We start from the raw sequence: 5,137 nt of genomic DNA, 5'->3' as shown, positions 1-5,137 counted from the left end.
GCCGGCTCCCGACGACGACGCCTATGCGCGGGCGGCCTATGAGGCGCCGCAGGGCGAGATCGAGACGACGCTGGCACAGATCTGGACGGAGCTTCTCGGGGTCGAGCGGGTCGGACGCCACGACAACTTCTTCGAGCTCGGCGGCCATTCGCTGCTGGCCGTGCAGGTGCTCAGTCGAGCGTTAGATCTTGGGCTGAACTTTAGCGCCGCCGACCTCTTCCAAGCCCCTGTTCTGAAGGAACTTGCATCGAAGATTCATTTGGAGCCACAGCCCAGTACTTCGGGAGTGATTTCCGTTCGACCAACCGGATCGCAGCCACCGCTCTTCTTTGTCCCCACAGGTTTTGGAGATTGTTCCTATGTCCTCGGTTTGGTGGAGGAAATGGATGTAGACTGCCCTGTATACGCTCTGCCATGGCCGCCCTTCAATGACCTTTGTCCACCAACTCTTGAGGCGATAGCCGCGGAGGTAGTCCTTGCTATTAGAGAGATCCAGCCCCGGGGCCCATACCGCTTTGCTGGATACTCATCAGGTGCAATCGTGGCTTATGCAATTGCCCAGCACTTGCTGAGTCTCGACGAAGCTGTGTCATTCATGGCGTTCATCGATGTTCCGACACCTACAAATTTGTCAAAGTTATCACCTATAGATTTGGTACGAGAAGTTGTGTTGGAACGTTGTGAATTCGTCAACGATGAATTCGTCGAAGTATTGGAGCGCTTTGCCGGACAATGCTCAATAGCTGAGTTGCTTGAAACGGCACAGCAAATTGGGGCTTTGCCTCCGGATCATGATCTCCAAGGTGATGTTTTGATGTATCAAAGGACCGCCCAATTCCACCAGGCGCTACAGTCGTATCGAGTTCCGTCGCTTCCAATTGAGATACATCAGTTTTATGCCAGTGAGCCTCTCATCAGTCGTTGGGTACCACCTGATAAACAATTAGATCGGGAGGCTGACTTGCCAAAGCAGGGTTGGGACCTGGTTTTAAATGCGGGGGCCATTCATGCGGTACCGGTTCCAGGCAACCACGCTACCATGGTGAGCAATCCAAAAAACCGCCGAGTTCTGGCTCGAGCCATTTCAACGGCCTTAATCGGGATTCTTAAATAGATCCCAAAGAATTTCCCCGAATGTTCTGACCTCGCAGGTTAGTCTCGAGCCCCAAATTCTCCCGCAAGTCGGGAAGTCCCGGCCCGGTGGTCCAAGATGGGAAGCAGTTCATATGTGGTCCGCCGCCCGCTCTGACCTCTGATCGACGCCAGCGTGTTCGAAAAGAAGGACCCAAATAGATGGATATTATCACCATTGATCAAGAGAACATCATCGTCGGCATTCGTCCAATAGAGAGGGCCGATGAATCCTCTTTATACGCTTCCGAAGTTACGTCTATGGGACGCGCTGTTCCTAAAGTCCGCCGCGAAAGCGGTGCCGCAAGAGTAGTCGCCCGAACACTTCTTGGGCAACTGGGATTCCCATCAATGCCGATCCTAAAGACGCGCTCTGGTGTTCCGCTCTGGCCACCCGGCGTCATCGGATCTCTGGCGCACCACGATACAGTAGCGGCCGCCGCTATTGCAGGGACGAAAAGGATTGCAGCTCTCGGCATCGACATTGAGCCTAATGAACCACTGCCGGAGAACCTGATCGAATTGATTGCCACCCCTAACGAGCAACGCATGTACGATCTACATTTGCTCACGCGGCGGGACCTCTTCGTTTTGAAGGAGGCGGCGTATAAGGCGTATTTTCCACTGTACAATCAGTTCCTTGAATTCCAGGACGTGGAAATTGATATCTCTGCGCGATTAGGGCACGTGTCGAAGGCAAATTGCACGTTTTCGCTCGAGTTACTTATTTCCAAGAATGTAATTGGGTTGGCGTATTCACGGTCGGCATATTGAGCGACGCTGTTGGGATGATCGAGGCGGCGCACCAGCGTCGCTCGAACGAATGGATGCATGGCGCGGTCGACATGCGTGTTTCAGCAAGTCCCGGACACCTTTTGACCTGCCATTGAACTGTCATCCAGTGGCGATTAGAGCCTTGGCCGTTTCTGTTACGCCTCTTGGCGCGGGTTGAGCAACCGGCGGAGGCGCGGAGCCTTCCATCAGCACAGCGTCGGAGCCGGTTGCGGTGATGTCCTCGGCGTATGCCGCCGGGGTCTGGTAGCCGAGCGAGGAATGGGGCCTCGCGGTGTTGAACAACACGACGAGAGAACGCCCACGGGACCGAGGAACGCAAGTTTCTTTATCCATGGCATCCCTGGGCCGGGCGTTGTGTTCACGTTCATGAGGTGATCGAGAAGGCTGACCGGGAGGTTTTCCGCTGCAGTCTCTCTGGCCACGCCTCCGATCGGTGGCTGGAGGTTCCGGCCTGGATGTTTGATCGCGCGGTCTGCACCGCGTGGCGCATTGCCGCTGCCCCACATGTCGATCCCAGAACGCTTGGCGTCTTGGTGACACTGCTGCAGGACGCGACGGCCAATTCCCACACCCCATCGCAATTGGAGGATTCGGGCGCAGCATCGGATCCTCACGACGCGAATCGGGGAGAGGTCCATGCCGCGCCAGCCCACGACATATCAGTTCGATCTGTTCTCCAAGCCGCACGATGCGGAGACCGCGCAGATGCCACCATGGCAGGCGCTGCCGGAAGAGACGCGCCTGACGCTGACAAAGCTGATGGTGCGCCTGATCCTCGACCACGTCGACGGCGAGCGCGCCGTTCCGCGGCAGGAGGCACGCCATGATGCAGGAGAAGATCCGGCCCCACCATCTGGAGCGAAAGGCGATCCTTTATGTGCGGCAGTCCTCGGCCCATCAGGTTCTGCACAATCGTGAGAGCAGCGCCCTGCAGTATGCGATGCGCGATCGCCTGGTCGCGCTCGGCTGGTCTTGCATCGAGACGGTCGATGACGATCTCGGCCGCTCTGCTGCTGGCGGTGTCGCGCGAGCGGGCTTCGATTGGCGAGCCGCGTTGCATCGCCTTCGGTGGACTACGCGTCGACGACGCCATCGAGGAAGCTCTTCTGCGGGTTGTCGAGCCGGGAGCGATAGCCGCGGCCGTCGAGGCCGAAGCGCAAGCGGCCAGTCGCCGCGATCAGGTCCGCGATGCTCTGATGCGCGATCGCGAGGCGGCACGCTACAACGCCGATCGGGCGTTCCGGCAATACGACGCCATCGATCCGCAGAACCGGCTGGTCGCGGCGGAACTGGAGTTGCGATGGAACCGGGCGCTCACGCGTGTCGGCGAGATCGAGAGCAGGATTGCCGCGCATGATGCCTCGACATCGGAGCCATCACTTCTGTCGCCAATACACGTCACCGCGCTCGCCGCCGATCTCAAGGCTGTGTGGGCGGCGCCGACGACGGATGCAAGGCTCAAGAAGCGCATCGTTCGCACCGTCATCCGGGAGGTGGTCGCCGATATCGATGTCGAAGCGTCAGAGATCGTTCTTCTGATCCATTGGGTTGCATACTGAACTGCGCCTGCCGAAGCGGCGCCGTGGACAGCGCAACAGCACGTCCGGCGATATCATCGCGGCCGTCCGCCAACTGGTGCTCATCGCCAATGATGATCTGATTGCTGGCATCCTCAACCGCAATGGACTGGTGACCGGTCACGGCAATCGACGGACACGCGAACGGGTCACCGCGCACAGGTCGCATCATAAGATCCCTGTCTTCCGGCCAGCGGCGGACGGCAAAGAGCCATGGCTTAACCTGAACAAGGCGGCGCGCCTTCTCGGCGTTGCACCGAAGACCCTCAGGCTCGCCGCCGAGGCGGGCGAGATCGAAGGCGTTCATCCTCTGCCGGATGGTCCATGGGTCTTCAGCCGATCAACGCTTGGCGAACCGGCGGCACAGCGCATCGTTCATCGCGCGCGGCAAAACCCAAAATACCCCACGGGAACGCATCCAGATCAGCAAAACCTATTCACTTCAACGACATAGACAGATGGGTGTTATGAAACAGGATTTAAGTCCTCCCGCCATTCGGCGATGGCGCTGCGAGCGTGGTCGAGGCCGAAGAACAGGCTCTCGTTCAAGAGCTCGTCGCGCATGCGACCGTTGAAGGATTCGACATAACCGTTCTGCATCGGCTTGCCTGGCGCGATGTATTGCCATTCTTGCCGCGGTGAGCGATCAGTTCCGTCAGTTCACGGGCAACCCGACGGCCGGAGATTGAGGTGTCCGGGATCGCGGCCAAACATTCGCGCGTCACGTCGTCGACGATGTTGAGCACGCGGAAGCGCCGGCCGCAGGCGAACTGGTCATGCACGAAATCCAGCGACCAGCGCGCATTCGGCTTTGCCTCGACTAGGATCGGCGCCCGCGTGCCGACGGCTCGTCGTCGCGCCCGACGCTTGCGCACCGTCAGTCCTTCCTCGCGGTAAAGACGATAGATACGGTTGATCCCCGATGTCTCGCCCTGGCGCCTGAGCAGAATGAACAGCCGTCGATAGCCAAAGCGTCGGCGCTCGTTGGCGAGGTCACGCAGCCGACCACGCAGCTCCGTCTCTGGCGCTCGGCGAGACTGGTAGCGGATCATCCTACGATCGGCGTCGACAAAGGAACAGGCCCGACGCTCCGACAGGCCCATGACGGCCCGCAGATGCGCGACGGCTTCGCGCTTGGCGGCGGGCCCTACCATTTTTTTGAAAGAAGCTCGCGCAGTGCCGAGGCTTCCAGCATCTGGTCGGCGAGCAGCTTCTTCAGCTTGGCGTTCTCGTCTTCCAAGGCCTTCAGCCGCTTGGCGTCGGAGACGTCCATCCCGCCATACTTGGCCTTCCAGTTATACAGCGTCGCCTCGGAGATCCCATGCTTGCGCGCCAGGTCGCCCGCCTTCGCCCCCGCTTCGTGCTCACGCAGAACCGCGATGATCTGCTCTTCCGTAAACCGCTTTCTCTTCATCAGTCCGTCCTTCAATCAAGGCTCGGACTCTAATCTCAGATGGAGGAAATTTTCAGTGGCAGGTCACCTTGGCGGGTACCGCGGTTTGGCTTCGATGGAGAAGGTCGGACGGATCTCGCCCGCGTGCCAAGCGCGGGTCGCGGTCGAGTAGCTCAGCCATTCGGCTTTCGCCCTCACAGATCCGGGCGGGCGGATTTCCCGCACCCGGCTCTTCCCGAGG

The 5,137-nt window shown here is 59.4% G+C and carries 5 protein-coding genes and 1 pseudogene; 5 read left to right on the top strand and 1 reads right to left on the bottom strand.

Annotation, left to right across the window (positions count from 1 at the left end):
- From NKG99_RS35290 to NKG99_RS35265, 5 genes are all read left to right on the top strand, one after another.
- Positions 1 to 1,114, top strand: a 1,114-nt coding sequence (locus NKG99_RS35290) for a thioesterase domain-containing protein (RefSeq protein ID WP_352874059.1), incomplete at its 5' end; no start/stop codon positions are given.
- A 179-nt stretch (positions 1,115 to 1,293) separates the two neighbouring features.
- The gene (locus NKG99_RS35285; protein ID WP_352874057.1) at positions 1,294 to 1,905 is read left to right on the top strand and encodes a 4'-phosphopantetheinyl transferase family protein; all 612 of its coding nucleotides are present in this window, start codon (positions 1,294 to 1,296) and stop codon (positions 1,903 to 1,905) included.
- A 657-nt stretch (positions 1,906 to 2,562) separates the two neighbouring features.
- A complete protein-coding gene (locus NKG99_RS35275) occupies positions 2,563 to 2,844 on the top strand; it encodes a hypothetical protein (RefSeq protein ID WP_352874056.1) in 282 nt (93 codons plus the stop codon).
- 71 nt (positions 2,845 to 2,915) lie between these two features.
- Positions 2,916 to 3,485: a hypothetical protein gene (locus tag NKG99_RS35270; protein ID WP_352874054.1), complete on the top strand. Its 570-nt coding sequence runs from the start codon at positions 2,916 to 2,918 to the stop codon at positions 3,483 to 3,485.
- The gene (locus tag NKG99_RS35265) at positions 3,475 to 3,957 is read left to right on the top strand and encodes a MerR family transcriptional regulator (RefSeq protein ID WP_352874052.1); all 483 of its coding nucleotides are present in this window, start codon (positions 3,475 to 3,477) and stop codon (positions 3,955 to 3,957) included. Before NKG99_RS35270 ends, NKG99_RS35265 begins: the two co-directional genes overlap by 11 nt.
- A gap of 23 nt (positions 3,958 to 3,980) precedes the next feature.
- Here the strand turns inward: NKG99_RS35265 and NKG99_RS35260 are convergent.
- Positions 3,981 to 4,917: pseudogene (locus tag NKG99_RS35260) on the bottom strand (IS3 family transposase); the annotation flags it as partial.
- Between the last annotated feature and the right edge of the window lie 220 nt (positions 4,918 to 5,137).

It is taken from the genome of Mesorhizobium sp. M1409, from assembly GCF_040317535.1.
Lineage (GTDB): Bacteria > Pseudomonadota > Alphaproteobacteria > Rhizobiales > Rhizobiaceae > Mesorhizobium.
This window is presented reverse-complemented; position numbering and strand designations above follow the sequence as displayed.